This window comes from Achromobacter sp. 1011811831 (genome assembly GCF_059760905.1).
In genome coordinates, this window is sequence record NZ_JCBANG010000035.1 from 24,140 (window position 1) to 47,105 (window position 22,966).

Annotated in this window: 25 protein-coding genes and 1 pseudogene; 8 read left to right on the forward strand and 18 right to left on the reverse strand. The window is 69.0% G+C overall.

The annotated features are described in order from the left end of the window. Window positions 1–42 precede the first annotated feature (42 nt). On the forward strand, window positions 43–846 hold the full coding sequence (locus AC6LJ9_RS15125) for a BPSS1780 family membrane protein (RefSeq protein WP_249205174.1): 804 nt from the start codon (window positions 43–45) through the stop codon (window positions 844–846). Between the two features lie 6 nt (window positions 847–852). Here AC6LJ9_RS15125 and AC6LJ9_RS15130 read toward each other — a convergent pair. From AC6LJ9_RS15130 to AC6LJ9_RS15185, 12 genes and pseudogenes are all read right to left on the reverse strand, one after another. Further along, window positions 853–1,062: pseudogene (locus AC6LJ9_RS15130) on the reverse strand (DUF192 domain-containing protein); the annotation flags it as partial. 17 nt (window positions 1,063–1,079) lie between these two features. Beyond that, a complete protein-coding gene (locus AC6LJ9_RS15135; RefSeq protein WP_498148186.1) occupies window positions 1,080–1,643 on the reverse strand; it encodes a type II secretion system F family protein in 564 nt (187 codons plus the stop codon). 27 nt (window positions 1,644–1,670) lie between these two features. Beyond that, window positions 1,671–2,204: a type II secretion system F family protein gene (locus tag AC6LJ9_RS15140; protein ID WP_498148187.1), complete on the reverse strand. Its 534-nt coding sequence runs from the start codon at window positions 2,202–2,204 to the stop codon at window positions 1,671–1,673. A gap of 143 nt (window positions 2,205–2,347) precedes the next feature. Beyond that, window positions 2,348–4,030, reverse strand: a complete 1,683-nt coding sequence (locus AC6LJ9_RS15145) for a TadA family conjugal transfer-associated ATPase (RefSeq protein ID WP_498148188.1) — start codon at window positions 4,028–4,030, stop codon at window positions 2,348–2,350. 4 nt (window positions 4,031–4,034) lie between these two features. Further along, window positions 4,035–5,414 (reverse strand): type II and III secretion system protein family protein, encoded by a 1,380-nt coding sequence (locus AC6LJ9_RS15150; RefSeq protein ID WP_498148189.1) that lies wholly within the window; start codon window positions 5,412–5,414, stop codon window positions 4,035–4,037. Then, window positions 5,405–6,262, reverse strand: coding sequence for a Flp pilus assembly protein CpaB (cpaB, locus tag AC6LJ9_RS15155; protein ID WP_498148190.1), 858 nt, complete (start codon window positions 6,260–6,262; stop codon window positions 5,405–5,407). Before cpaB ends, AC6LJ9_RS15150 begins: the two co-directional genes overlap by 10 nt. Then, window positions 6,259–7,062, reverse strand: a complete 804-nt coding sequence (locus AC6LJ9_RS15160; protein WP_498148191.1) for a hypothetical protein — start codon at window positions 7,060–7,062, stop codon at window positions 6,259–6,261. The genes cpaB and AC6LJ9_RS15160 overlap by 4 nt, the downstream gene beginning before the upstream one ends. Window positions 7,063–7,070: 8 nt before the next feature. Continuing rightward, on the reverse strand, window positions 7,071–7,694 hold the full coding sequence (locus AC6LJ9_RS15165) for a pilus assembly protein (RefSeq protein ID WP_498148192.1): 624 nt from the start codon (window positions 7,692–7,694) through the stop codon (window positions 7,071–7,073). Beyond that, a complete protein-coding gene (locus tag AC6LJ9_RS15170) occupies window positions 7,691–9,085 on the reverse strand; it encodes a hypothetical protein (RefSeq protein ID WP_498148193.1) in 1,395 nt (464 codons plus the stop codon). The genes AC6LJ9_RS15165 and AC6LJ9_RS15170 overlap by 4 nt, the downstream gene beginning before the upstream one ends. Next, on the reverse strand, window positions 9,085–9,357 hold the full coding sequence (locus AC6LJ9_RS15175) for a hypothetical protein (protein ID WP_498148194.1): 273 nt from the start codon (window positions 9,355–9,357) through the stop codon (window positions 9,085–9,087). The genes AC6LJ9_RS15170 and AC6LJ9_RS15175 overlap by 1 nt, the downstream gene beginning before the upstream one ends. Before the next feature lie 361 nt (window positions 9,358–9,718). Continuing rightward, window positions 9,719–10,411, reverse strand: coding sequence for an SdpI family protein (locus AC6LJ9_RS15180; protein ID WP_498148195.1), 693 nt, complete (start codon window positions 10,409–10,411; stop codon window positions 9,719–9,721). Next, window positions 10,408–10,713 (reverse strand): metalloregulator ArsR/SmtB family transcription factor, encoded by a 306-nt coding sequence (locus tag AC6LJ9_RS15185; RefSeq protein ID WP_498148196.1) that lies wholly within the window; start codon window positions 10,711–10,713, stop codon window positions 10,408–10,410. The genes AC6LJ9_RS15180 and AC6LJ9_RS15185 overlap by 4 nt, the downstream gene beginning before the upstream one ends. 139 nt (window positions 10,714–10,852) lie before the next feature. Here AC6LJ9_RS15185 and AC6LJ9_RS15190 point away from each other — a divergent pair, with 139 nt between their 5' ends. Continuing rightward, on the forward strand, window positions 10,853–12,052 hold the full coding sequence (locus AC6LJ9_RS15190; protein WP_498148197.1) for an acyltransferase family protein: 1,200 nt from the start codon (window positions 10,853–10,855) through the stop codon (window positions 12,050–12,052). Between the two features lie 15 nt (window positions 12,053–12,067). On the opposite strand, the gene ftrA is transcribed toward AC6LJ9_RS15190, so the two are convergent. Then, window positions 12,068–13,066: a transcriptional regulator FtrA gene (ftrA, locus tag AC6LJ9_RS15195; protein WP_498148198.1), complete on the reverse strand. Its 999-nt coding sequence runs from the start codon at window positions 13,064–13,066 to the stop codon at window positions 12,068–12,070. A gap of 106 nt (window positions 13,067–13,172) precedes the next feature. Between ftrA and AC6LJ9_RS15200 the strand changes: the two genes are divergently transcribed. Then, window positions 13,173–13,622, forward strand: coding sequence for a rhodanese-like domain-containing protein (locus tag AC6LJ9_RS15200; protein ID WP_498148199.1), 450 nt, complete (start codon window positions 13,173–13,175; stop codon window positions 13,620–13,622). Here AC6LJ9_RS15200 and AC6LJ9_RS15205 read toward each other — a convergent pair. Continuing rightward, window positions 13,595–14,662, reverse strand: coding sequence for a hypothetical protein (locus AC6LJ9_RS15205; RefSeq protein ID WP_498148200.1), 1,068 nt, complete (start codon window positions 14,660–14,662; stop codon window positions 13,595–13,597). The genes AC6LJ9_RS15200 and AC6LJ9_RS15205 overlap by 28 nt on opposite strands. Window positions 14,663–14,962: 300 nt before the next feature. Here AC6LJ9_RS15205 and AC6LJ9_RS15210 point away from each other — a divergent pair, with 300 nt between their 5' ends. Then, window positions 14,963–16,294: an ATP-binding protein gene (locus tag AC6LJ9_RS15210; protein ID WP_498148201.1), complete on the forward strand. Its 1,332-nt coding sequence runs from the start codon at window positions 14,963–14,965 to the stop codon at window positions 16,292–16,294. 59 nt (window positions 16,295–16,353) lie between these two features. Here the strand turns inward: AC6LJ9_RS15210 and AC6LJ9_RS15215 are convergent, their stop codons facing one another. From AC6LJ9_RS15215 to AC6LJ9_RS15230, 4 genes are read right to left on the reverse strand one after another with little or no spacing between them, the layout of a single operon-like run. After that, window positions 16,354–17,310 carry a sterol desaturase family protein gene (locus tag AC6LJ9_RS15215; RefSeq protein ID WP_498148202.1) on the reverse strand — a complete coding sequence of 319 codons (957 nt, stop codon included), beginning with the start codon at window positions 17,308–17,310 and terminating at the stop codon, window positions 16,354–16,356. Then, window positions 17,307–18,719, reverse strand: a complete 1,413-nt coding sequence (locus tag AC6LJ9_RS15220) for a sensor histidine kinase (protein WP_498148203.1) — start codon at window positions 18,717–18,719, stop codon at window positions 17,307–17,309. The genes AC6LJ9_RS15215 and AC6LJ9_RS15220 overlap by 4 nt, the downstream gene beginning before the upstream one ends. Beyond that, entirely contained in the window at window positions 18,716–19,408 is a 693-nt protein-coding gene (locus AC6LJ9_RS15225) for a response regulator transcription factor (RefSeq protein WP_212312518.1), read from the reverse strand. The genes AC6LJ9_RS15220 and AC6LJ9_RS15225 overlap by 4 nt, the downstream gene beginning before the upstream one ends. 17 nt (window positions 19,409–19,425) lie before the next feature. Then, window positions 19,426–19,806, reverse strand: coding sequence for a hypothetical protein (locus tag AC6LJ9_RS15230; protein WP_498148204.1), 381 nt, complete (start codon window positions 19,804–19,806; stop codon window positions 19,426–19,428). Window positions 19,807–20,108: 302 nt separating this feature from the next. Between AC6LJ9_RS15230 and AC6LJ9_RS15235 the strand changes: the two genes are divergently transcribed. From AC6LJ9_RS15235 to AC6LJ9_RS15250, 4 genes are all read left to right on the forward strand, one after another. Further along, window positions 20,109–20,348, forward strand: coding sequence for a hypothetical protein (locus AC6LJ9_RS15235; protein WP_498148205.1), 240 nt, complete (start codon window positions 20,109–20,111; stop codon window positions 20,346–20,348). Window positions 20,349–20,508: 160 nt separating this feature from the next. Continuing rightward, window positions 20,509–20,769, forward strand: coding sequence for a hypothetical protein (locus AC6LJ9_RS15240; protein WP_212312515.1), 261 nt, complete (start codon window positions 20,509–20,511; stop codon window positions 20,767–20,769). A gap of 140 nt (window positions 20,770–20,909) precedes the next feature. Then, the gene (locus AC6LJ9_RS15245) at window positions 20,910–21,068 is read left to right on the forward strand and encodes a DUF6726 family protein (protein WP_199770890.1); all 159 of its coding nucleotides are present in this window, start codon (window positions 20,910–20,912) and stop codon (window positions 21,066–21,068) included. Between the two features lie 474 nt (window positions 21,069–21,542). After that, window positions 21,543–22,712 (forward strand): porin, encoded by a 1,170-nt coding sequence (locus AC6LJ9_RS15250; protein WP_498148206.1) that lies wholly within the window; start codon window positions 21,543–21,545, stop codon window positions 22,710–22,712. The last annotated feature ends 254 nt before the right edge of the window (window positions 22,713–22,966 follow it).

Sequence of the window (22,966 nt, forward strand, 5' to 3'; positions counted from 1 at the left end):
ACGGCGCGTTCACTTTCGAGAGATCATCCAACAGACCACACCATGCAAGCAGCATACCTCCCCGCGTCTTCCGGCTGGCAATGGGTCCGGGACGGTTTCCGCCTGTTCCGCAAGCAGCCCCTGGCCATGTTCCTCTGGGCCATGGCCATCAGCCTCCTGGTCATTTTCGCGACGGCGATCCCGCCGGTAGGGCCAATCCTGTTCGTGGCGCTCATGCCCATCGTCACGCTGATGACGCTGTCCGCGTGCAAGCACGTGGAGGCCGACCGCGTCATGCTCCCGTCCATGTGGCCCAAGCCGCTGCAAAAGCCCGGCGTCTTTCGCAAGCTGTTCCTCATGGGCCTGCTGTATGCAGCGCTTTGCATGGTGATCGGCCTACTGGCCTTCCTGCCATTCTCTGGCTCGCTGTCCGAGGCCGTGCGCGTGGCCTCGATGGAAAAGGACATCACGCCGCTGCTGTCGGCCCTGATGGTCCCCCTGACCGTCTTCGGCGTGCTGTACGTGATCGTCGCGGCGCTGTTCTGGCATGCGCCCGTCCTGGTGGCCTGGCACGGCCTGCGCCTGACGCAGGCGCTGTTCTTCTCCGGCGTCGCCTGCTGGCGCAACAAATGGGCCTTCCTGGTTTACGGCGCCGCCTGGGTGATGGTGTTCCTGTTCATCGACCTGTGCGCCGGCATGCTCGTGACCATCGGCCTGTCGCCGCAGTTCGCGGGCACGCTGCAGGTGCCGTTCAATATCGCGGCGGGCGGCGTGCTGTACTGCAGCTTCTATCCGGCCTATACCTCCGTGTTCGGCATCAACGACGCCGCCGCGCAGCTCGACCACGGCGACGGCGCCCAGGCATAGCGCCACGCGCCGCGGCGCCAGCGCCCGGCGCAGTTCAAGCACGCGCCCCAGGCGCGATATGAAGGCCACGTCTATGGGATGGCGCATGCCGAAGGTATGCACCGCGAAACACGGCGTGAGCAGGATGCCCGTCCTCGCCCCCGGGGGCTTGCGCCACGCCAGCCCCCGCATCCGCCCCCACCAGCCATCCACCCGCAGCAGCCGGAGCCGCGCCATCGGCGGCGCCCGGCGAGTCAAGGCAGGCTCCACGACAGCTGCACCACGACCGGAAAGGCCAGCACGATGAAGGTGCAGGGAAAAATGCAGCCAATCAGCGGCAACAACATTTTCACCGGCGCCTGCAGGGCCATCTGCTCCGCCCGGATCCGCCTGTCGTCGCGACCGTGCGCGGCCAGCGCGCGCAGCACCGGCCCCAGGCTCCCGCCCAGGGTCTCTGCCTGCGCCATCGCCACGGCCCAGTGGGCCGCCAGGGCGCTGCCGCTGCGCCGAGCCAGCAGCCGGATCGCGGCCGCTTGCGGCACGCCGGCGCGCATCTCGACCAGCGCGCGGTCCAGCGCGTCGCGCAGCAGGCCCGGCGGACCGCTGCGCGCGGCCAGTTGCAGCGCGCCCTGCACGCTCATTCCGGCTTCCACGCACAGGACCATCATGTCGAACACGAAGGGCAGGTCGCGCTCGATGTCGCGCGCAAGCCGGGCGGCCCGTCTGCGCGTCCGCCCCGCCCCCAGCCATCGCAATGCCAGCCATGTCAGCCAGCCCGCGCCCCCCGCCGCGACGACAGCTACGGCATCAAGCAGCATGTCTGCCTCCGTGCACGGGGCGCCGTCTCATGCATCGATCCTGACAATGCGCCGGATCAGCACCACGCCGGCGGCCTCCAGCGCGACTAGCAGCGCCAGCACGCCCCAGCCGGCCGGCGTGCGCCACAGCAGGCTCATGATCGCGGGCTCCAGCTGGTAAAGCACGGCCAGCATCAACACCGGCAACGCGCCGACGATCCAGGCCTGCATGCGTCCCTGGGATGTCAGCGCCCGCAGCCGGGCCTGCAACTGCGAGCGGGCGCGCAGGGTGTCCGCGATGCGGTCCAGCGCCTCGGCCAGATTGCCGCCGGATCGCGTGGCGATGCGCAGGGCCGCGGCGGTCAGGGCCGTTGCCTCGGACGGCACCCGCTGTTCCAGTCGGGCCAGCGCCTCGTCCCAGGGTATGCCCAGCCGCTGCTCGCGCAGCAGCATGCCGAGTTCCTGTGACAGCGGCGCCTCGCCGTTCTCGGCCAGATGGCGCAGCGCCGTGTTGAGCGCGGCGCCGGCGCGCAGCGAGGAACTCAGCATCAGCAAGGCCACGGACAGCTGACGTTCGAACAAGGCGGCGCGCCGACGGATCCAGGCCCGGTGCAAGGCGCGCAAGGGCCATGGAACCGCCCGTGCCGCCCCACGCCAGCGCGCTGCCAGCATCCGGCCTGCCAACAGCGCAACGCAGAACATGGCCAGTCCGGCCGCGATCCCGGTCATGGCCGCTCCGACATGTCACCGCCCGGATGACGCGCGCCGTCGAACGCCTGGGATGGCGGCGCCTGAAACCAGGCAGGGTCGCACAGCTCTCCGATCTCGTTCCCGGCCCGGGCGAAAGCCGGGAACACGCCGCAAGCCACGAATCCGTGCCGGCGATCGAAGCGAAACAGCTCCTGCAGCTGGATGCGGCCGCTTTCGATGCCGGTCAGTTCAACAACGGCCGTCACCAGGCGCCTGCCATCGGCCAGGCGCGCCGATTGCAGGATCAGGTCGATGCTGGCGGCGATATGCTCGCGCACGGCGGCCAGCGGCAGGTCCAGCCCGGCCAGCAGCACCATGGCTTCCAGGCGAGCCAGCGCATCACGTGGCGAGTTCGCATGCAGCGTGGTCAACGAGCCCTCGTGGCCGGTATTCATCGCCGTGAGCATGTCGAACGCCTCGCCGCCGCGGCATTCGCCGACGACGATCCGGTCCGGCCGCATGCGCAGCGCATTGCGCACCAGCTCGCGAATGTCGATCCTGCCCTTGCCTTCCGGGTTGGGCGGACGCGCCTCCAGCGCCACCCGGTGCGCGTGCTCCAGGCGCAGCTCCGCGGCATCCTCGATGGTGATCACGCGCTCGGCCTCGGGGATCTCGTTGGACAGCACGTTCAACAGCGTGGTCTTGCCTGACCCCGTGCCGCCCGAGACGATCAGGTTGCGCCGGGCTCGCACGCTGAACGCCAGGAAGGCCGCCATGGCCGCGCTCAACGAACCGCCGCGCATCAGTGCATCGAGCGTCAGGCTGCGGCCGGGAAACTTGCGGATCGTCAGGCTCGCGCCCCGAATCGCGGCGGGCGGAATGATGGCGTGCATGCGCGATCCATCCGGCAACCGGGCGTCGACCATCGGCGCCGCTTCGTCGATGCGACGGCCCAGCGGCGTGACGACACGATCGATCGCCCAGCGCACGGACTGCTCGCTGGAGAACGCGGCCGGATGGCGGTACAGGCGACCCTGCCGCTCGACATAGATCTCGTCGTGGCGGTTCACCATGATCTCGGTCACGTCGGCGGCGGCCAGCAAGGGCTCCAGCGGCCCCAGGCCCACGGCCTCGTCCAGTACTTCCTGGCACAGCGCGGCATGGTCGACGCCCGCCGGCATGTCCTGGTCGTCGGCGACGATCTGCGTCAGCAACCGCCCCGCCTCGGCGCGCAGGGCGCTATCGCTGGCACCGGCGAGGTCCCGCCGCCGCAGGTCCAGCGCTTCCAGCAGCGCCGCATGCAGGCGCCGGCGATGCGCCAGCCTGAATGCGAACGCCGGCTCGGGCAGGATGTCTGTTTCGCGCGGCAACGGCGCTGCGCCGGAATGCGGCCCTGCCGCCGTGGCCGCAGGCACTCGCGCGTCAGGGACCGCGCCACGCGACACCCGCAGGCGGCATGGCCCGATGAAGATATCGTCCTCCGGCAGCACCGCCGCCAGACGCTCCACCCTGGCGCCGTTGAGCAGGGTTCCCGACAGCGAATCCAGGTCTTCCAGCAGCACGCCCGTCTCGACGGCGCGCAGCCAGGCATGCCTGCGCGCCACGCGCCAATGGGCGATGCGCAGCCCGCAATGCGCCGCGCGCCCCACCAGCACCGGCGACGGCAGGCTCACCCGGCGCGGCGCGGCGTCGGGAAAGCTCAGTTCGATATCCAGCATGGCATCACTCCTGGTTCTGCTGCGTGCGCACGGCAGCGACGTCCGCCCATTGGGACCCGGGGCCGCGGTAGGGATCCCACCCCGCCGCCGGGCCCGGATCGACGGCCAGGGACGATGTACCCAGGCGGGGAGGTTCGGGAAAAGCCGCGTCGAGCAGGTCCCGGCCGCGCCGCGCCCGCTCGGCCAGGCCGGGATCCTGCGCGGACACGATGCGCGGCGTCACGAAGATCGCCAGCTCGGTTTCGCGTAGCTGATAACGGCGCGACGCGAACAAGGCCCCCAGTACGGGCACGTCCAGCAATCCCGGCAGGCCGCTCACGTCCCGGCCCTGCTCGCGCGACAGAAAACCACCGATGACCAGCGTGTTGCCGGATCGGACGTTGAACTCGGTGGACGCGCGGCGCATGCGCAGCGCGGGTCCACCCGGCAAGTTCAGGCTGGTATCCACCGAACTTGCCTCGACTTCGATCAGTGAACGGATCACGTCGTTGCGGTCGATGCGCGGCGTGATCTTGAGCGATACGCCATAGGGTTTGAACACCGTGGCGTTTCTGCCATTGGCGTCGGTGGACACATAGGGCAATTCGCCGCCGGCAAGAAAGGTCGCGCTGGCGCCGCTGCGCGCCAGCAGCTGAGGCTGGGCCAGCATGACCGCCTCGCCGCGCTGCGCCAGCAAGGCCAGGCGCGCCGACAGCAGCGCATTCACGCCGAAATAGCCGGCCGCGCTGGAAACTGGGCCGTTCGTGGCGACCGGCGCTTCGCCGGGCCGCTCCAGACGGCCCGTGGAGCCGCCGTCCCAGGCCAGCCCGACATTCACCCCGCCTTGCGTCAGGCCATCCCACCTCAGGCCGAACTCACGCAGACGCGAGGTCGGGATCTCCACGACCTGCACGTCCAGCAGCACCATGCGGTCCCAGCCGACCTGTCCCGTGAGGTCCAGCACCGACGGATAACGCTCGGCCAGCGCGGCGATGCGGGCGCGGTCCTGGTCGGACAGATCGTCGCCTTCGATGACGATGCTGCCGCCGACGTGCATGCTCCGGGCCGACGGAATGCGCGCGAGCAGCGCCTCGACCTCGGCGCGTTGGCGCGCGGCGCCTGCCGGCACGACTCTGAACGCATAGGCGCTGGGCCGTCCGGCATCCGTCCAGACGTGCACCGAAGACTCGCCCTCGGCGCGGCCAAAGATGACGATTTCCTGCCCGTCGGCTTCGGCCGCGCGCAATACCTGCCCGTTGCCGACCGCCACGCGACGCACGCCCGGGTGGGACAACACCCGGCTTTCCCCCACCTCCAGCTCCACCGGGATGGTCTGCGCCTGAACGCCCGCCAGGCAACCGCACAGGCCGAGCATGGCGGCCAGCCGATAACGGTTCAACGCCATGCCGCGCCCCCGTCTGCCCCGACACCGTATCCGTCACCCGCGCCTCGCGGCGCCGTGCCGCCCAGCCGGTCCCCGTAGAGGATGACCACGCCAGCCGCCGGAGCGGGCTCAGCAGGCGTGCCCTGCAAGGCGGCCAGATCGGCAGGCCCCTCATCGTGCACGGCCACCGCATCGTCCCGGTGACGCAGCATGGCGGTCAGGATGCCCCCCTGCCGGGCAGCGACGAAGCGCAGGGCATCCTCGGGACTGACCGCCAACATGGCGTTCGCCGTATCCGGCACGCCATCGTCGGCCGGCGCGCCGACGGTCAGGACCCGGGCCGCCTGCAGCACCGGGACGGCCTTGCGCGCGCCGTCGCTGGCAAAGGACGCGTAGACATCGACGCTGTCGCCCACGCGCAGCCGGCCAGCCAGCGGCCCCAGATCGGCAACGGTCACATGCAAAGCGCGCATCCCTGCTGGCAGCGCGAGCTGCGCCGCAGGCGCCGTCGACGCCTGCCCGGCGGGTTGGCCCAGCAGATGAGCCGGCAGGATGATCTCGCCCGCATTGATATCGGCTGACAGCACCGCACCCAGCAGTGTTTGCGCCGCCAGCGGATCCAGGCTGGCACGGGGCGCCCAGGCCGCGGGAACCTGCCGTCGCTGCAAGTGCGATTCGTCCAGCCGCGTGCCCGCCGCCATGTCCTCGGCCGCGACCAGTCGTTCGACGACGGGCGCGTTGGCCGCCACCGGCTCGGGCTCGCCTTGTCCGACATGCTCGCGCACCGCCCAGGCCGTGGCCAGGGCCGCTGCCAGCGCCAGCCCGTAGGCGCCAAAACGGCGCCACGCCCGCATCAACAGGGTTTTCATCGTGTCCAGCTCCTGATCCATATGCCGCTGCCCTGTTCCACCGGGGTCGCGGTCCATTGCAATGCCGCGCCGTCCCGCTCCCAGCGCTGCGCCGCGCCTGTCGGAACACGCGCGGCGCGCCAGCCCGCGTCGCGCAGGCGGCGCTGCGCCAAGGCCTGCGCCCGACGCGCAGACAAGGCGCTGCGCCAGATCTGTTCCCGCACCCGGCGGCCGTCTTCCTGGATTTCGAAATCCAGCTTCAGGCTCGCATCCGCGGGCAGCCACGCGGGCGGCGCAAACGCGGCCGGCGCGCCAAGCCGGACCTGGGAAATGCTGCCGACGGTACGCCGCGCCCCCACGGCTTCCATCTGCGCCACCCATTGCGCGTCGCCCACCATTCCCGACAGCAAGACCTGCCCGGACAACACATGCAGATCAACAAGGGCGGGCTGCTGCCCGGACAGCGAGCGCATGAGTTCCGGCACGTCCTGCGGCGTATCGAACACAAGCACGCCCGCCGGCTGGCCATACAGCCAGAGACGGTCGGCCAACCACTGCCGCCGGGCACCGGCGGCCAGTTGCAGGTCGGCAGGCGTTGCGGGCCGCGTGGCCGCCGATGCCATGCCATCGGCGACGAGCCCGCGCGCCGCCGCATCCGGCCACAAGGCAGGCACGGTCTGGGCGCCCGCGCGGGGCAACGCGCCAGCCGTCAAGGCCAGCGTCGCGGCCAGCGCGCAGCGGCATATCTCGGCCACGGAGCCAAAGAGTGACGCAGTGTGGGCGCCGCCCCGTGCGCACGGCGCGACGAAGAACCGGGACAAGAGGAATCTCATCGCCGCCCCCTTTCCGCGAACAGGCGGTCGGCCGGTGCAATGTCATGCCATGCCGCGAGCCAATCCAAGGAGAACGCGGGCCGGCCCCAAGGCGACTCGGCCGTCTCCAGCAGTTGAACCATGGCGCGCGCGCGTTCCTGCGAAACCTGCGATACCCGCCGCCACGACAGGCTCGCGGCGCCGACCCGACGCTGCGCGTCCGCATCATCCCGTGCATGCCCCGCCCCGCTCAGTACCTGGACCTGGCGGCTGACGCGCAAGCCGGAAAATGGCGACGGCATGGCGACTGTGGTATCGGCACGTACCTGCACCAGCCGGGCCTCGCCCAGCCAATCGTTGCGCAAGGACTGGCTCGCCGCGGACGCGGATCCGCCGCGAGCCACCTGCGCGGTGCCGCGCAGAACCACGCCATTCCGCGCGTCGTGCAAGGACATGGCCTGCCCGCGCGCAGTAGCCATGGCGGCCTGGCGGCTGGCATCGCCCAGCTGCATGGCCGCAAGCTGCGCCCGCCCCAGCCCCAGCGCGGCGTGCAGCAACAACGTCAGCAAGGACAGCAACAGCACGGATTCGATCAAGGCCTGCCCGCGTTGCGCGGCGAGCGGAAAGCACACGTCCCTCATGGCCTGCCCTCCTGGCCTTCCTCCGCAGGCCCGGCAGCGGCCAGCCGTGCCTGCCAATACGGACGGAACAAAGTGGCAAGCTCGTCCCGCCCATCCAGGCTCGGCGACGGCCGGACGAAATAGGTCTGCGCCGTGCTGGACGCCACGATGGTCCGTGTGTACGGACTGCCCGGATGCGCAATCTCTGTTCTGTCCTTTGGCGCCAGGCGCGCCTGCACCGTGAAACGCAGGGGCTTCCCCTGCCTGGACCGCGCGACATCGTGGTAGGCGGGCAGCCCCGAGCCGACCGCTAGCCGGCCCTGGGCCATGCCGTAGGAATTCGCCAGCGGATTGCCCGTCCCGGCCACGAGGTCCCAGCCCGCAAAGGCCTGTACCCAGCGCCAGAAGTCCTGTTGCGAAAAGTCCGCCGGCGGCGCATCCGCGTAGCGCAGGCTCGCGGGCGGCGGGCTGGCGCCATCGAGCGCGATGCCCCATCCCATTGCGTACTCGCGAAAATAGCAGCCGATCCATCGATTGCTGCGCAGGGCGTGGAAAGACTGCGTGTCGACTGCCGCCCAACGGCCGTCCGGCCCCAGCCACGTCGCGCCGCCGCGCCGCAGCTCATTGCGCAGCGATGGGCATGACGACAAGACCGCCGTCGCGCCGCTGCGGGTGGCATCGCGTGACGCAAGGAAACCGTAGCGCCGCGCCGCCGCCCGCGCGGCGTCGGCCAGGCCTGAGCCGGAGCCTGAGCCAGAGCCGGGCGCGATGCGTTCGATGAATCCCGCCGCGCCGTCATCAAGCACGCGCAGGCTCAGACCGGCCAGCGGCGTATCGACGGCTGCGACCGTGTAAGTCCCATCCGCTTGCGCGCCAGAAAAACTGGCATGCAGCACCCGCGACATGATGCGGTCGCGCTCGGCGATCAGGTCGCGGGCCTCGGCCGCCGCCACATCCGCCAGCACGCCGTGCACGACGGCGTCGTGCCGCGCCAGCGCATCGGCCAGGCCGGCCTCGGCGCCGGGCAGGCCTTGCATGTCGCGATAAGCCTTCCCGGCGCTGGCGCCGAACAGGTTGCCCAGCAGATTGGGAGGTGGGTTGCGGCGCCGGGCCTGCGCCTGCGCGCTATCGAGGTAGCGCGCAGACGCGGCCAACGTGACCAGGTGCGCCATCGCGACCTGATGCGCGATCTGGCTGCGATTGGCGTAGGCGATGGCATTGAGATGACGCGCCTGCAGCAGCGCGCCGCTGTACGCGGCCGCGTCCACGGCGTGGGTCAGCCGGACACGCTGCTCGATGATCCGGCCCAGCCCATGCATGGCGACCAGCGCCGCAACGGCGCCGGCAAGCAGAACAAGGCCCGCGACCAAGGCCTGCCCGCGCTGCGCCGAGGCATGGCCGTGGCGCGCCATCACTTGCCGCCCGCCACGTTGCCGCCATAGGCCTTGAGTGACACGGCCCGGGTTTCGCCCGCTGCCTTCTGCGCGGCCTGCCGCCCCGCGCGCAGCGACGCGCTGCCGTCTTCGCCGGACAGCTCATTGGCCATGGCCGCGACCTGCGCGCGCACCACCTGGCCGAAGTACTGGTAGACCGCGATGGCCGCCACCGCCACCAGGGCCACGACGATGATGTACTCGGTCATGCCCTGGCCCGCCTGCCGCTTCCGCTTCAAATCGCGCCGCATTTTCGTTCTCCGACACTGTGTAGGGATCCACAGTGTCGGCGGCAGGCGAACGCACCACCATTCGCGCATGCCGAGACGGACAAAACCGGCCCGCTCGCCTTGACAGCAACGATCCGGGCTGCCGCCGCCAGCCGGCGACGGCCCGCGCCCCGCCATATGGGGACGTGTAACACCCTGATTTTCTGGGGTTTTCCCTATTGCCCGCCACAACCCCCGGCAGTAGATTGGACTCGCCGGGCTGTCTGACACCCATCGCGTGCGAAGCCGGGCAGGAGCGCCTCAGACTCATCCAGAGCTGGGGCGCTCTTCCATTTCAGGGACGCCATTGCGCCGCATGCCGGCGCCTCTGCCCCAGCCAGCCTCAGGCCTGTCGCTCGGGATCCGCGCGCCAGACCCGCCAGCTTTCTATCGTGGCCGCCAACGCGCCACCGAAGACCACGGCCAGCAACAGCGCATAGCCATGCGCTTCATCCACGACGGGCAAGAGCGCCAGTCCGGCCAGGCTGCCCAGGAAATAGATGTGGCCGAGCATGCGATTGGCCCGCTCCCAGGCCAGGCGGCTGTGCCGCGTCCAGTAGACGCGCAGGCCCACCCACGGATTGGGTCCGGCCTTGCCAAGCAAGGCGCCCACGACCAGGACTCCCACCCATGCCAGCACCAGCCCCCAGCGGGCGATCCAGAGCGGGTCCGCGCCCGGCTGCACCCGGCCCAGCCCCAGCGCCGCCAGCAGCGTGGTCACGAACGCAAAGCCAAGCGCCGTGCAAACGCGGGCCGCCACCAGTGACTTGCGGGTACCGGCCGCCACGTCCGCGCGCCCCAGCAGGCGCTTCATCATGCGCTCCAGGCCCAGCGTCAGGACGGCGAAGCCCAGCAGAACGCCCGCGGCCTCCAGCCTGCTGCCCCAACGGTCGACATTGCCGTGCATGTCGAAGTGCATGGGCAACGGCCCCTGCGGCCCGAACAGGGCGATGTACCCGGCCAGGCCGACCTGCGCCGCGACCAGCGCATAAACGCCCTTGCCCAGCAGGCCGTCCGATGATTCCACGCTTTTCATGATGTTCCCGGTTTCCTGGTCTTGGACGCCCGCGCGCCCGGGCGCCCCGCTCCCGCCAGATCCAGCAGGAACGCCAGCGCATCCTCGAACGCGCCGGAGACCAGCCGATAACGGACCGAGGTGCCGGCGCGCTCGGCCTCGATCAGCCCCGCGTCCTTCAAGATGGCCAGATGCCCGGTGATGGTGGGCCAGCTCATGTCGAACAGCCGGGCGATATCGCCGGACGCCATCGGCCCCTCGCGCAACGCGGCGATGATCTCCCGGCGGATGGGATTGGAGAGCGCTTTGAAAGTGTCGTTCATTTCGGAAAAATCTTAATTTGGAAAAATCCTAATTTCAAGACGCAAGGCCGTCGCGATTACAAAATCCATACAGAGTCCGCCAATCCCATCACGAATGCCTGGCTAGCATGGCGGCTGCACACCCCCCGCCCGACTACCCATGCCAGCAAACCGACCGTCGGCCGCCTTGGCGCACATCAGCATGGACGCGCAGCGCACGCCGGCGATCGACGCCTTGCGGGGCTGCGCCGTGCTGTGCGTCGTGCTGCTGCACATCCAGATCCACATGCCGCAGGAGCAGAGCCTGCTTGGCAGGATATTGCCCCAGGCGCTGTTCAACATCGTGTTCCGCAGCGGCTACTACGGCGTGATCATCTTTTTCGTGATCTCCGGATTCCTCGTCACGCGCTCGGCGCTGGAACGCTGGGGATCCCTGGATGCCGTACCCTGGCGCGCCTTCCTGCTGCGGCGCGCGGCGCGCATCTATCCCTGCCTGCTGCTCCTGCTGATCGTGCTGGCGGCGCTGCACGGGCTGGACGTGCCCGGATTCGTCATCGAGACCACCAGCCTGGCGCGCGCGGCGCTGGCCGCGCTGGGCATGCACCTGAACTGGCTGGAAGCGCGCACCGGCTATCTGCCCGCCGCCTGGAACGTGCTGTGGTCGCTGTCGGTGGAAGAGGCCTTCTACCTGGCGTTTCCGCTGCTTTGCATGCTGGCGCTGGCGACGGGAGAACGGCTGCTGAAGCTGACGCTGCTGCTGTTCGTGGCGCTGGGGCCATTCGCCCGCGTCGCCTTCACCGACAACGAGATCTGGGCGGACCACTCCTATCTTTCCTGCCTGGACGGCATCGCCATCGGCTGCCTGGCCGCGCTGTACAGCGCTCGCGCGCGCCATGTGCCGACCCGCCTGTTCATGCTGTGCGGCGGCGTCCTGTTCGTGCTGGTGTTCTTCCTGCGCAAGGCGACCTACGGGCTGGGACTGACCGGCGCCGGCCTGAACGTGACAGCGCTGGAAATCGGCACGGCCTTGCTGCTGATCGCCTGGAGCCGCCGCAGGCCGAGCCTGGAGCCGCCCGGGCTGTGCCTGGCGTTCCTGCGCTGGATGGGCGTGAACAGCTACGAGATCTATCTGACGCACATGTTCCCGGTGATGCTGCTGGCCTCGGTGTCGTGCCGCAACGCCGTCGCGGCCGACGGCTGGTGCTCGGCCGCGCTCAGCGCCAGCGCGGCGCTGGCCGTGCTGCTGTCGGCGCTGCTGGGCAGCCTGGTCGCGCGCTACTACTCCGCGCCCATGCGGCGCTGGCTCACGCAGCTGGCCGGCGGCCTGCCCCGACGGCGTCAGACGCGGATGCGCGCCTGAACCCTTGCCGCCGCGCTAAGCGTTTGCCACGACCTCCCGCTGCCCGAACTGGCGGCGGTATTCGGTGGGGCTCACGCCCATCTTGCGGCGGAAATGATGCCGCATGGTCATGGCCGTGCCCAGCCCCGTCCGCGTGGCGATCTGCTCGATGGACAGCCCGGTGCGTTCCAGCAGCTCGCGCGCGATATCCAGCCTGGCCCGCACGATCCAGTCGGCCGGCGTCATGCCCGTGGCCGCCTGGAAACGGCGCAGGAACGTGCGTTCGCTCATGGCGGCGCGCGTGGCCAGATCGGCGATCCGCAAGGGCTGGTCAATCCGCGCGCGCAGCGCATCAAGCACCGGCGCCAGCGAACCGCCCTCTTCCTGGTCGACCGGCGACTCCACGAACTGCGCCTGGCCGCCCTCGCGATGCGGAGGAATCACCAGCCGGCGCGCCACCTGGTTGGCCCTGGCTGGCCCGTAATCGCGACGCAGCAGGTGCAGGCACAGATCCAGGCCCGCCGCGCTGCCCGCCGACGTCAGCAGCTGCCCCTCGTCGACGTACAGCACGTCCGCATCGACCTGGATGCGCGGATACCGGCTGCGCAGGGCATCGGCATAGCGCCAGTGCGTGGTCGCGCGCTTGCCGTCGAGCAGGCCGGTCGCCGCCAGCACGAAGGCCCCGGAACAGATCGACAGCAGGCGCGCGCCGCGCGCGTGGGCCAGGCGCAAGGCGTCGATCACGGCGGCCGGCACCGGCTCGTCCGCGCCGCGCCAGCCAGGAACGATGATGGTGCCGGCCTGCGCCAGCCTGTCCGCCCCGCCATCGCTTTCCATGATCAGGCCGTACTGGCTTCTGACCCTGCGCCTGCCCACGGCGCAGGTTTCGAAGCGGTACCAGTCCGCGCCGAACTCAGGCCGGGGCAGGCCGAACACCTCGGCCGCGCAGGAGAATTCGAAGACGCACAAGCCGTCATACACCAACGCCGCGACCAGGGGATTGGACGGCGGCCGAGGCTTTTTTGGTTTTGGCATGATTTGATCGATAAATGGCGAATCCGCCAATTGTCCGCTCATGCGCGGACGACAACAATAGGGCCTGCGCGCCCTTGCGCGTTCATCCCGAACCAGGAGCCCCAACATGCCAGCCAATGCCGTGACCCAGATCCCCGCCGCCCCCGCCGATGAGGCCGTCCGGCACTTCGAGGCCGAGCTCCGGTTCGAGACGGATTGCTGGGACACGCACGAGGCGCTGAGCCAGCAAGCCGATCCCGGCTTCGTGCTGCTGGACGTGCGCAGCGCGGAACTCTATGCGCAAGGCCATGTGCCCGGCGCGCTCAACCTGCCGCGACGCAAGATCATCGCCTCGCGCATGCGGCAGCAGTACCCAGCCGGCACGCTGTTCGTGACGTACTGCGCGGGGCCGCACTGCAACGGCGCGGCCCGCGCCGCGGCCGCGCTGGCGCGCCTGGGCTATCCGGTAAAGCTCATGGCCGGCGGCATCACCGGCTGGCTGGACGAAGGCTTCCCGCTGGAGCGGGACGCGGCGCTCCAGCGCGGCGGTCACAGCAGATACAGCCGGAACGGATAGGCGTAATACAGCCGCTCGGTCCGGCCTGCCCTGCCCAGGAATTCCTGGTGAATGCGGCGACGCGCCTGGAACAGCGCGTCCATCGGCGAGCGGCCCTGGCTCAAGCCTCCAAAGAAATAACGGATCATGAGCGTGGACGAATTGCCGGCCTCGTTGTTGATGAGAGGCGCCAGGAAATGACGGACGCCATTGCGGCGCGCCGACGCGATGAATGATTCGCTGATGCCCAGCTGGCTCGAATCCAAATAGACCAGCTTGAACCGGGACCCGTCCAGCGCGTCCGCCTCCATGTCACGCTCGCCCAGCTCGATGACGTCGTCCTCGTCCGCCGGCGCCGATCCCCAGGAAGGCGTTACCGATCCGTACGCGCTGATCAGCAGGAAATCGTAGTCCGCGTGCGCGAACATGCGCGGATCGGCCTGTTCGATGTGCAACAAGTCGGAGGCCGGGAACAGCCGCTGCGCTTCGCCCGCGCCATCCTCCGGATCCGTTTCGGGATCGCGCACGATCAGTCCGCGCAGCGGTCGGCCGACGACCGGGTCTTCGATTGCCGTGGACGATGGCCGGGACAGGGCGAAGGCGGTAGGCTTGGCCAGGAACAAGGGCTCGCCGTCCACCGGCAGCAGATCCAGCGCGAAATGCAGGAAGCGGGGATTGATCTCGAACACCACGCAAGCCGCCTCCCTCAAGGCCGGACGCAAGGGCCCCAGCAATTCCACCGACAGCAGCTCCAGCCTGGCATCGAACCTGGCATCCAGCCCCTGGTTGCCATCCAACGCTTCATAGACCTTCAGGAACTCCTTGGCGATGGCATTGACGGAACGCTCGCTGGCCACTGTCAGGTCGGCCTTGCCATCGCTGGCGCGCAAGGTAAGGCGTCCGCCTTTTTCCAGCAGGACGATTTCCAGGCAGGAGCCCCGCGCCTGCGCCGCCTGGGCGGCCAGTGGCAGGAGCAATGCCAACAACGCCAGCGCGGCGCTGGCCGCGCCACGCCGCCACGGCCAGATCGGCCGGGAACGGCGACACGTACGGAGTGTCATGACAAGCACGGCCCCTGCCCGAAAAAAGGGATCGTCATCATAGGCAGATCCCGCGCATCGAGATGCAAGCCGACCGTCAAGATTTGAGCGAGATTTGTCAACGCGACAACCAGGGTTCCGCCTGGCCGCAAGCCCGGCTCGCGTAGCGGCGTACCGCTACCCGACAGCCTGCGCAGCCAATGGGCGTAGCGGGTCCGGATTGCAAATTTATTCACAAATTCAGCACAGAGTCAGCCGGAACCTGTGCGCGCATGGCAGTACGATCGCGCCACTTCGCCAGTGCCACGCGCGCATTCGTCCATGATCAAGTTCATCCTCCGCATCCTCATCGTCGCCATCGTCAGCTTCTTCGTGGCGTACTTCATGGTGGACCGGAGCCTGAACTATTTCTTCACGCCGCAGATCGAGAACGTCGCCCTGCGCGCGGTGCGCGGCGAGCTGCACGCCCTGCACAAGGAACTGGACGCCATCGCGCCGGCGGACCGGGCGCGCATCATCGACGCGGAGATCGCGCCGCTGTATGGCGCCGACATCCACTTGTTGCCCCAGGAACAGGTCCGGCTCGGCGACAAGGAGCGAGACCAGCTCACCCGCCTGGGCGTGGTCTTTCGCGAAGACAACGGCGTCTATCTCTTTCCCCTGCCCGGCGAGCCGGCGCAATGGCTGCAGGTGCGCCAACCCGGCGACAGCCCTGCCGACAGGCTGCTGGCGTGGAGCGCATGGCTGCTCCTGAGCCTGATCGTGGCCACCGCCTTGTTCCTGCTGTGGGCCTTGCCGATCTGGCGCGACCTGAACGTGCTGCGCAACGCCACGCAGCTGATGGGCCAGGGAGACCTGGGCACCCGCGTGCGCCTGTCCCGCGTAGCCGGCATCCGGCACGTGGGCGAGAGCTTCAATCAGATGGCCGAGCGCATCGCCGCGCTGATCGAGAACCAGCGCAGCCTGACCAATGCCGTTTCGCACGAACTGCGCACGCCGCTGGCGCGACTGGCTTTCGAAGTCGACCTGCTGCGGCAGGACCGCAGCGGCGCGCGCCGCGAGCATATCCTGCAGGACATGCAGGCGGACATCGACGAGCTGGAAAGCATGGTGGCGGAACTGCTGGTCTACGCGCGGCTGGAACGGCCGACGGACGACATGGTGCCGCAGGAAACCGTCGACGCGCGCGACTGGCTCGGCGACGCGCTGGCGCAGGTCGACCATCTGGCGCAGGCGCGCGCCGTGCGTTGCGTGGTGCACGGCGATTGCCCGCCGCAGGTCCGCCTGCACCGCCGCTACATGAGCCGGGCGCTGCTCAACCTGGTGCAGAACGCGGTGCGCTATGCCAGCCGCCTGGTGCATGTATCCCTGGCCGCTCGCGCGGACGGCGCCTACGAACTGATCGTCGACGATGACGGCCCGGGCATACCGGCCAGGGACCGCGACAAGATCTTCGAACCCTTCATCCGCCTGGACGAGAGCCGCGACCGCGGCACCGGCGGCGCCGGCCTCGGGCTGGCCATCGTCCAGCGCGTGGCGGCCGCGCATCATGGCGACATCAGCGTGCATGGCAGCCCGCTGGGCGGCGCGCGCTTCATCCTGCGCTGGCCCGCGCCCGGGGCGCGGCGCGCCGAATCGCAGCGCGCTGCCTGACACCCGCGGCCCCATCCGCAGGCCAGGCCGCTTGCGTCGGCCAACGGATCCAGGCCCGCTCACGCAGCCGGCCGCTCCGCGTTGGCGGCGGGCTCCATGATGTCGCGCGCGCCGCGCGCCGAGAACGGCTGCCACAACTGGCGCAGGAATCCATCGTGGATCCGCCCGCTGATGCCGATATCCACCGGCGGACGACGGTCGCGCGGATGATAATAGGTGCCGAACAGCCTATCCCACAGCACCACGTTTTCACCGTAGTTGCGGTTGCCCTCGGGCAGTCGCTTCGAGTGATGCCAGCGGTGCAGCGGCGGCGTGCTGAAGATCCGATCCAGGAAGCCCGTGCGCACGTCGACGTTGCAATGGGTGAGCAGGCCGATGAAGGCGGTCGTTGCGCTGACCCACAGGAACACGCGCAAGGGCGCGCCCAGCAGCAGCAAGGGCGTCTGGCTGCATGCGATCTTCATCAGCGTATCAACGATATGAAAGCGCCCGGTGTTGACCACCCAAAGACGGCGCACGCTGTGATGCAGCGCGTGGAAGCGCCACAGCGGCCGCCATTCATGCGCGGCGCGATGCGCCACATACAGGCCCAGCTCCGCCACCGCCAGCCCCAGGACCACCTGCAGGGCCATGGGCCATTGCGCGGGCCACGGCCCGGCCTGCGACGCGGCGGGTTGCAATGCGATCGCGGAGGCGGCGCCGGCCAGCGTGGCCAGATAGGCGCCCAGTTGCGCCACGCCCTTGGTGAACAGGGTATGGGCCAGGTCGTCGCGCATCTCTCCGTCGTCGGCCTGCCAGGCCCGCTCATAGGGCAGAATGCGCTCGCAGGCCAGGATCAGCAGGACCACGCCCAGATAGACCAGATTGAACCAGAACATCGGCGACGCCGTCGCCAGCGCGGCGTCGGTGCCGGCCAGTCCGGCGCAGAGGATGGCGGGCCACGCAAGCACCCGCAGCGCCTCGCGCGCGAGTGAACGGCCGCGAGCAAGGCGCGCGGCCATGGCGCGAAACGTCATATCGGACTCCGGCAGAGTTCGGCCGCGGCATCGGCGTCGCCGGGCTCGGGAAAATCAAGGCGGAAGCAGGCGCCGCCATCCGGCCCGGACGACACGGAAACCTCGCCGCCGTGGCGACGGATGATGCGGGCCACCAGGTTCAGGCCCAGGCCGGCGCCTGTGCTGTGCGGCGACTCCTTGACGAAGGGTTTGAAGATGTCTTCGCGCCAGCCCGGCGGCACGCCGTCGCCCTGGTCGCAGGCCTCGACCGCGCGAACGCCATGAACGCGCAAGGTGATGACGCCGCGACGGCCACCGTGCTGGATGGCGTTCTGCACCAGGTTCGACACGGCCCGCTCCAGCGCGGGCCAGTCCCCGGCCACCATCACCGGCTCCGCCGCCGACTCGAATGCGATCTGGTAGCCAGCGCCAACCGCCAGCGGCGCCAGCTCCGCCGTGACGCCGCGCACCAGTTCGACCAGGTCCAGCGGCAACAGCGGCGCGCTGTCGCGCTCCAGCCGCTGCGCGTCGAGCAATTGCCCCGCCAGCAACGACAGGCGCGCCGCGTCCTCCAGCAGGCGGGCGCGCTCCGGCCCGGCCGGCAAGGCCTCCAGGCGCATGTTCAGGATGGCGATCGGCGTGCGCAGCTCGTGCGCGGCATCGGCCAGGAAACGCTGGTGGCGCGCATAGCCTTCGTCCAGCCTGGCCAGCGCGCCGTTGACCGCCCGCACCAGCGCGGCGGCTTCTTCCGGCACGTCGCCCAGGGGCAGCCTCGTTTCGCGGCGATCGATGTCGATGCGGCCAGCCTGCTCGGCCGCCGCGCGCAATCCGCCCAGCGTGCGCCGCACCACCAGATGGGTGGCCAGCAGCGTCGCCGCGAGCGTCATCAACGCGATCGGCAGCACCATCTTCCCCAGGACCAGGCCCGCCCCGATCAGCGCATTGCGCGCCGTGATCGAACTGGCCGGCCCCGTCAGCACGGCCACGCGGCCCGCCTCGGTCTCGACCTTGCGCATCCGCGCCGTGCCGCGCGGCGGATCGCCCAGGTTCCAGCCCAGCCGCGCCTGGCCCACGCCGTCCAGCGCACCGCCAAGGGCGGCGAACTCCGGCGGCACGGGCCCATCGCGCAACTCCCTGCCCTGGCCGTCCCGCAACACGGCCCATAGATCGGGCTGCTCGGCGCGCAGGCTGCGCAGGCGTGGCGTGTCGCGCAGCACCAGCGCGCCGGACGCATCGCGCGCCACGGCCTCCTGCAGGATCTCCACCGTGTTCTCCTGCGTCGAGAATTCGACCAGGTTGCCGGTGACGAACAACAGCGCCACGACCAGGATCTGTATGCCCACCTGCGCCAGCACCAATCGCCAGACCAGCCGCCGTCCCAGCGAGGCGCGGCGTCCGGCCCGCGAATCGGAAACGCCATCCGCCGTCATGATGCGGCAGCCTGGGGCGGCAATGCCCGCAGCAAATAACCCACGCCGCGGATGCCGCAGATCTCCACGCCCGCCGACGCCTGTTCCAGCTTGCGCCGCAGGCGCGACACATGCGTGTCCAGCGCGTTGGACTGGATGTCGTCATCCAGGCTGAACACCGCGTTTTCCAGCGCGGCGCGCACCACCGTGCGGCCGGCCCGCCGGACCAGGGTTTCCAGCACCAGCAGTTCGCGGCGCGGCAGTTCCAGCCTCCGGCCCGCGACGCTGGCCTCGCTGTGCGTCAGGTCGAAAGCCAGTCCGCCCAGCCGGACCACATCGGGCTGCATCAGCACGGGACGACGCAGCACGGCGCGCAAGCGCGCCAGCAATTCATCGAACGCGAAGGGCTTGACGAGATAGTCGTCGGCGCCCGCGTTCAGGCCGCCGACCTTGTCGGCCAGCTCGCCCACCGCCGTCATGACGATGACCGGCACGCCCTCTTGCCGGGCCCGCAGCCGAACCAGCAACTCCAGCCCGTCGCCGTCCGGCAGCCGCCGGTCCAGCAACACCGCGTCGTGCTGGCCGCTGTCGGCCAGGCTGCGCGCGGCGGCCAGCGTGCCAGCGTGATCCAGCGCGATGCCATGGCGGCGCAGCGCGACCGTCAGCGCGTCGACCATGCCGGCCTCGTCCTCGACCAGAAGAATCCGCACGTGCAGTCTCCCTATCCCTAGTACCGGATCACGGGCGGCAGCACGCGGCGGCCGCGAAACAGCGCCTCGCAATCCACCGGCCGTCCCCAACGGATGCGGCCGTCCCGGCACGGATCATATGCCGGCTCGGCGCCGTAGAGTATGACCGGCCCCTGGCCACGCCGCATCAGCTCCTCGCAGTTCACGGGACGCCCCCAGTTGATGCTGCCATCGCGGCAAGGGTTGTAGTGCGGCGCGGGCACCACCACGGCCGGCGGCGGCATCACGACTACCGGCGGACCGCCATAGACCCAATCCTGGGCCGGCGCGACGGCCGGCGCCAGGCAGGCGCAGGCAACAAGCAACAAGGCCAGGCGCGACGGCCTGGAAGCAATGGTATGGACGAATTCCTGGAGCATGGCTTTTCCCGAAACGCGGGGCGCATCCCCGCCACGGCAGCCAGTATCGAAGGGGTCGATTGCGTGAACATTGCGTACGGATGCCAGCCGCGCGCGCCCTTGCGCCAGCGTCCGCAGCCTGCAAGATTCCTCCCATACAATCGGGCCGCTCTGCCACGGTCGCATCGCGCCCTTCCATGCACGACGCGGCTCTCCTCCATCCACACACCTGTACAGATAGCCTGCATCCGATGAAAGCGCTATTGCTTTGCCTGACCCTCGCAGCCGCCAGCGGCGCCGCCCTTGCCCAATCCGCGCCTGCCTTGTCCCAGAAGGAAATGCAGGACACGATCGAGCAACTCAAGAAACTGCAAAACCCCGCGCCCGGCGCCAGCGCCGTCAAGGGCTGGGTGTGCCGCGACATGGACGATGGCGGCAAGCGCCTGTACATCGTGGATCGGACCGGCATCGCCCGCATGAACAAGATCCCCAGCACGGAAGCCGCGCTGCTGGACACGACCACGCCGTTCGAACAGCTGCAGGCCTGCAAGCGGCCGGACTGACCGCGCCAAACAGGCTGCCCGGCGCGAGCCGCGCAACGCCATCATCCAGCACGGGACGACGGCTGCGCCCGCGCGCCGACGATGGCCATCGCCGGGCATTGGCGCCGGGCAAGCCTCGGGAGTAATCTGGCGTGGCATCCACGACACGCCGGAGACCATCATGTCCCGCAGCCCCCTTATCGAAGCCGGCACATCCCAGACGGGCAATCTGCTGCAGTTCCTGGCCTGGCTGTCCGAACGCCCCCGCAGCTACGCCGACACCATGGAAGCCTGGAAAACCAGCTGCCCCCGGCTGTCCGCCTGGGAAGACGCGACGGCCAACGGCCTGGTCGACACTGCCCACGGTTCCGCCGGTGCCGGATCGATCATCGTACTGACGGGCAAGGGCCGGGCGTTGCTCAAGGCCGGCAAAGGCGCGTAGCGCGCGGCCGCCGCCGCAGTGGTTACATCCCGTGCCACGGCAAGCAAGAATCCTTACATTCGGCCCGCAAATCTCCACTATTTCCCGCGCCGCGCCGCCACACAATTTCGTTTCGATCAACCACGATTCACACTGATCAAATGAAATGGCTACTGGTCGCGGCGCTCTGCGCGCTCGCCTCGGGTTGCGGCCTGGCCGCCGCGCCCTGCCGCGTTGCATCGGCCGCCATCAAGATCGTTCCCGTCGTCGGCCACACCGTCGCCACGCCGACGGACGCCTGTGCCGACATCATCGACTGACGGCTCCACTCGTGCCATCGATGGATCGCCAGCACCCTCGTGCTGGCACCAGGATCAGTCTGAAAGTTGCGTGCGGCTCATGCCGGCGTCGACCCGCGCGACATGGATGCCGCCATCGTCATTTCTGCACCAACGCGCTCGCTCACATCACCAGAAACAGGCCTGCAGCGCGGTGAATACGCGTCCACCACGCCGAATCGAGACGCGAGCGCGCCTATCGTTTTCCCCCATCCATCGGCCTCCCCCTGCGCGGCGCGACGCCATCGTTACAGAAGCGGATAAACATGTAATTCCCCTGTCCGGTGAATGACAGAAGCACGGGACTAGAGTGCGTTGACCAGGCTGCCGCGGAGAGGGGACGGCATGCACTGGGCAACTGCCGGTGGCGTCATGCCGCCGGTGGTTTCGTCCCCTGCCGCGCGCGAATGGCGATCTACCCGATAGCGATCAAAACCAAACAAGGGGAGCCACACCATGAAGAAACACCTGTTCGCGGCCAGCGTGACCACTGCGCTTGCAATCACCTCTGCAAGCGTTGCCGCCGAATCATCCGTGACACTGTATGGCGTCATCGACACGGGCCTCGGCTATGCCAAGGTAAGCGGCGACTACCGAGATCCCAAGACAGGCGCGGTCAATCGCCTGGACAACAGCCATGTCGGCATGACCAACGGAACCACCGCAGGATCCCGCTGGGGCCTGCGCGGCAAGGAGGACCTGGGAGGCGGACTGTATGCAACGTTCAAGTTGGAATCGGGCTTCAACTCGGCCAACGGCGCGCCGGGACAGAACAACCGGCTGTTCGGCCGCGACGCCGTGGTCGGCCTGACCAGCGCTGACATGGGAAAACTCGAATTCGGCCGCCAATTCAACATCGGCACTCAGTACATGCTGAGCCTGTTCGGCGCGAACTTCGGCAACGGTTTCACGCAGTGGAACACCGGCGCGGGCCTGGGCCTGAGCGGAGCGGCCTTCGGCCGCTACGACAACATGGTGCTCTATGAAACACCGTCCATGGGCGGGCTGACCGCAGCGATCAGCTACTCGAGCAACATCGACGACAAGCGGGACGGCGAAACCGGATTCGCGACGGCGGACAATACCCGCGCCGTCACGGCGGGGCTGCGCTACCTGAATGGACCGCTCGCTGCGTTCCTCTCCTATGACCAGCTGAACGGCTCCAACAAGCTGTCACAACCGAGCGAACGCAACGCCACCCCTCGCTCGTACCTGATCGGCGCCTCATACGACTTTGAGGTCGTGAAACTTCTGCTCGCGTATGGCCGTACCACGGATGGCTGGTTTGGCGGCAGTTCACTGCCCGCCGGCGCAGCGATCGGCAAGTTCGGCGGCATACCAACCAACGCCTTCGTCGACGGTTTCAAGTCCAACTCGTACCTGGCAGGTATTTCGGCGCCGGTCGGCGCGGCCGGCAGCATGTTCGCGTCCTGGCAGCGCGCCGACGCGAACAATTCGCGCCTGACCTCCGATGACGCCACCACCAACACGTTCTCGCTCGGCTACACCTACAGCCTGTCCAAGCGAACCGCCATCTACGGACTGGCGTCCTATACCAACAACTATGCGTTCCTGAAGGACGCGAAATACACGGACGTCAGCGTGGGCTTGCGGCACGCGTTCTGACGAGCGTCGGCGCCGCACGCCAGGATGCGAGCCTGAAGGCGTGACGCGCCGCTCCTGCCTATAGCCGGCCTCCAACCGCACGCCGCCCGCAATAAGACAGATCGAGACAGACCCGCGGCGTGCCGACGGCAATCGGCCCATTTGACGGACATCCCTCCTCCGCGAAGGGACGGGAATCGTCGCAGCGCATGCCCGCGCAAGCTGGCATGCGCTTTTTTTCATCACTCGCCCGTTGTGCTCGTCCACAACGACGA

Excerpts from the sequence above, each read along its gene's own strand:
- AC6LJ9_RS15150 (WP_498148189.1), bottom strand. The coding sequence starts at position 5,414 with ATGGCGTTGAACCGTTATCGGCTGGCCGCCATGCTCGGCCTGTGCGGT.
- AC6LJ9_RS15205 (WP_498148200.1), bottom strand. The coding sequence starts at position 14,662 with ATGACACTCCGTACGTGTCGCCGTTCCCGGCCGATCTGGCCGTGGCGG.
- AC6LJ9_RS15220 (WP_498148203.1), bottom strand. The coding sequence starts at position 18,719 with ATGACGGCGGATGGCGTTTCCGATTCGCGGGCCGGACGCCGCGCCTCG.
- AC6LJ9_RS15230 (WP_498148204.1), bottom strand. The coding sequence starts at position 19,806 with ATGCTCCAGGAATTCGTCCATACCATTGCTTCCAGGCCGTCGCGCCTG.
- AC6LJ9_RS15145 (WP_498148188.1), bottom strand. The coding sequence starts at position 4,030 with ATGCTGGATATCGAACTGAGCTTTCCCGACGCCGCGCCGCGCCGGGTG.
- AC6LJ9_RS15210 (WP_498148201.1), top strand. The coding sequence starts at position 14,963 with ATGATCAAGTTCATCCTCCGCATCCTCATCGTCGCCATCGTCAGCTTC.
- AC6LJ9_RS15250 (WP_498148206.1), top strand. The coding sequence starts at position 21,543 with ATGAAGAAACACCTGTTCGCGGCCAGCGTGACCACTGCGCTTGCAATC.
- AC6LJ9_RS15175 (WP_498148194.1), bottom strand. The coding sequence starts at position 9,357 with ATGCGGCGCGATTTGAAGCGGAAGCGGCAGGCGGGCCAGGGCATGACC.
- AC6LJ9_RS15185 (WP_498148196.1), bottom strand. The coding sequence starts at position 10,713 with ATGAACGACACTTTCAAAGCGCTCTCCAATCCCATCCGCCGGGAGATC.
- AC6LJ9_RS15125 (WP_249205174.1), top strand. The coding sequence starts at position 43 with ATGCAAGCAGCATACCTCCCCGCGTCTTCCGGCTGGCAATGGGTCCGG.
- AC6LJ9_RS15180 (WP_498148195.1), bottom strand. The coding sequence starts at position 10,411 with ATGAAAAGCGTGGAATCATCGGACGGCCTGCTGGGCAAGGGCGTTTAT.
- AC6LJ9_RS15240 (WP_212312515.1), top strand. The coding sequence starts at position 20,509 with ATGTCCCGCAGCCCCCTTATCGAAGCCGGCACATCCCAGACGGGCAAT.
- AC6LJ9_RS15245 (WP_199770890.1), top strand. The coding sequence starts at position 20,910 with ATGAAATGGCTACTGGTCGCGGCGCTCTGCGCGCTCGCCTCGGGTTGC.
- AC6LJ9_RS15200 (WP_498148199.1), top strand. The coding sequence starts at position 13,173 with ATGCCAGCCAATGCCGTGACCCAGATCCCCGCCGCCCCCGCCGATGAG.
- cpaB (WP_498148190.1), bottom strand. The coding sequence starts at position 6,262 with ATGAAAACCCTGTTGATGCGGGCGTGGCGCCGTTTTGGCGCCTACGGG.
- AC6LJ9_RS15135 (WP_498148186.1), bottom strand. The coding sequence starts at position 1,643 with ATGCTGCTTGATGCCGTAGCTGTCGTCGCGGCGGGGGGCGCGGGCTGG.
- AC6LJ9_RS15190 (WP_498148197.1), top strand. The coding sequence starts at position 10,853 with ATGCCAGCAAACCGACCGTCGGCCGCCTTGGCGCACATCAGCATGGAC.
- AC6LJ9_RS15170 (WP_498148193.1), bottom strand. The coding sequence starts at position 9,085 with ATGGCGCGCCACGGCCATGCCTCGGCGCAGCGCGGGCAGGCCTTGGTC.
- AC6LJ9_RS15215 (WP_498148202.1), bottom strand. The coding sequence starts at position 17,310 with ATGACGTTTCGCGCCATGGCCGCGCGCCTTGCTCGCGGCCGTTCACTC.
- AC6LJ9_RS15165 (WP_498148192.1), bottom strand. The coding sequence starts at position 7,694 with ATGAGGGACGTGTGCTTTCCGCTCGCCGCGCAACGCGGGCAGGCCTTG.
- ftrA (WP_498148198.1), bottom strand. The coding sequence starts at position 13,066 with ATGCCAAAACCAAAAAAGCCTCGGCCGCCGTCCAATCCCCTGGTCGCG.